The organism is Sphingomonas sp., from assembly GCF_031372575.1.
GTDB lineage: Bacteria > Pseudomonadota > Alphaproteobacteria > Sphingomonadales > Sphingomonadaceae > Sphingomicrobium.
In genome coordinates this window covers 1-2,097 of record NZ_JANMLM010000072.1, presented here as the reverse complement: position 1 = coordinate 2,097, position 2,097 = coordinate 1, and the positions used below count along the sequence as shown (strand labels likewise).

Below are 2,097 nucleotides of genomic sequence, written 5' to 3'. Positions count from 1 at the left end.
TCATAATCATTGCCGGTCCACGGCTGGTCCGACCGGCCAAAGCCGCGACGGTCGGTGAGGATCGCGCGATAGCCCTTGTCGGCCAGCGCAATGCCGAGATCGTCGAACGTGTCGCCGGTCAGCGGCCAGCCATGCATCAGGACGACCGGCTTTCCGCTGCCCCAGTCCTTATAATAGAGATCGGTACCATCCTTGGCGTTGGCATAAGGCATGAGGTTTTCCTTTGGTTGGACTGGGCGTCGGGCCGCATGGTGCTGCGGGACTGGACAATCGATCAAACGATCCACGGGCCGGGAGGTTGCTGATCGCGCACCGTATCGCGACCAGCCGAGCATCCGTCCGGCCCGGTGGTTGGTCGAAGGTTCGCGGCGTCTAGTCGGCGGAGGCAGTCTCGAGAAATATGGCGAGCGCTTCCGAGGTCGCGTAGCGGGTGCCGTCGATGAAGGTCACCGGGGTGGTGGGCACGCCCTCCTGTTCCTTGAACGCATCGACCGCGGCGCGGGTGGTTAGTTGCTGATCGTCGACGGTGTAGCCGGCCTGCTCGAGCAATTGCTTGGCATGGACCCCGAACGGACAGATGTGGTCGGGCAGGACCAGGCGGTGCAGGGTGGCGGTACGCGTAGCGGTCATCATCATTCTCCGGAAAGGGGCTTTGCCGATCAGCGGGTCGGACAGCTTTTGGTTCCGTCGCAATCGTTGCGCGAGGCGTACTTCTCGGCTCTACTCAAGGTCGAAGTCGGTTGCGGAGAAGAACATGCGTATCAGTTTTTATGCGGCCGTGTTGCTGGCCGCTGCGGCGCCGACCTTGGGCAAGGATGTCAGCCCGCCAATCGCCGCACCAGCGGTCGATCGCTATGCGTCTTTCGTCAAAGCTGGCGGCTGGGTCGATGGTGCCAACGGGCGCGAATATTTCGATTTGCTGATTGACGGCGATGAAGCTGCGCTTCGCCGGCGGCCGGAAGGGGTAGCGAAGGCAAAATTCCTCATCCTCGCCAATCCCGACGATGCGCTGATGGCGCTCGCCGACCGGCGGCTGGAAATGCTGTGGGCGCCATTGACCGAATGGACCGGCCCGACGTTCGACCGGATGCGCGAACGGATGATCCGTCGCTCGCGCGCTGGGATCAATGGCGGCGGGCCCGATCTTCCGGCCGGCAACACCTCCGAATCCACCGTCCGCCCCGAAGTTCGCGCGGTGTTGCAATATGCCCGCGCCCTCGACTTGACCGGGCGTGGGGTCGAAGCCGAGGCAATGCTTCGTCAACGCCTGGCACAGATTCAACCCAAGCGCGGCGTGAGCTGGCGCGGGATTGAATGGCAGTCGGTTGCCGCAGCCATTGCTTGGAGCCGGTCGCAGCGCGACGATCAAGCGGGCGCAATTGCCGAATATGAAGCCGTCGAACGGGCGCTCGGCACAAGCCCCTACGCCGTCAACGCGACCGTCAACCGGGCGGCGACCCTGGCCTATGAAGCGCGCTATGCCGAGGCACTGACCGCCATCGACGGGGCGTGGGCGCGATATCTCAAGGACAATCGCGGCGACAAGGTGCCCGGAAGCGAGCGCCAGTTCAGCTGGATCCGCGCCTGTGCATTGCACGGTCTGGGTCGCACCGACGAGGCCCGTGCAGCGATGCCGGTGCTGCAGGATGATCGCGAAATCAAGGACGCGGACTTTGTAATCGAGTCCGACAACGATTTGAAACTGCGGATCGCGACGTGCACGCGCGACGGGCCGGAATTCGCCCGGCTGATCGCGCGCGACCTGCGCCGGGTCGGACGGTCGCCAGCGTTGTTACTGCTTCAGCCGGCCTATGTCCCGCGCGGCAATTATCGCGGGATCATGGCGACGGTGCGCGCTGATCCGGCGCTGAAGGCGGCAGCGGCGAGCCTGATGCGAACCCTCCCGCCGGAGATGACCGCCGCGCTCAACGGCTGGCGCGGTTCAAGACCGGACGTGACGCCGAGCGGGTCGCAGTGACGTCTTATCGGGCCTTGAGCGCGACGTAGACGCCGACCACAATGACCATGATTCCGAACGCGGTCTCGAGCAATCGCTTGCACCCGGCGAGCCGTCGGCCGAGCGCGATTCCCGCAGTC

General features: G+C 64.6%; 3 protein-coding genes. 1 reads left to right on the top strand and 2 read right to left on the bottom strand.

Going from position 1 to position 2,097, the window contains the following annotated elements; translation table 11 throughout:
- On the bottom strand, positions 1–212 hold a 212-nt coding region (locus tag RMN73_RS06790), incomplete at its 3' end, for an alpha/beta fold hydrolase (RefSeq protein ID WP_309602566.1).
- 160 nt (positions 213–372) lie between these two features.
- Positions 373–630 carry a glutaredoxin domain-containing protein gene (locus RMN73_RS06785; protein WP_309602565.1) on the bottom strand — a complete coding sequence of 86 codons (258 nt, stop codon included), beginning with the start codon at positions 628–630 and terminating at the stop codon, positions 373–375.
- A 124-nt stretch (positions 631–754) separates the two neighbouring features.
- Between RMN73_RS06785 and RMN73_RS06780 the strand changes: the two genes are divergently transcribed.
- Positions 755–1,978 carry a hypothetical protein gene (locus RMN73_RS06780; RefSeq protein ID WP_309602564.1) on the top strand — a complete coding sequence of 408 codons (1,224 nt, stop codon included), beginning with the start codon at positions 755–757 and terminating at the stop codon, positions 1,976–1,978.
- The last annotated feature ends 119 nt before the right edge of the window (positions 1,979–2,097 follow it).

Coding starts and splice junctions, on each gene's coding strand:
- RMN73_RS06780 (WP_309602564.1), top strand. CDS start 755: ATGCGTATCAGTTTTTATGCGGCCGTGTTGCTGGCCGCTGCGGCGCCG.
- RMN73_RS06785 (WP_309602565.1), bottom strand. CDS start 630: ATGACCGCTACGCGTACCGCCACCCTGCACCGCCTGGTCCTGCCCGAC.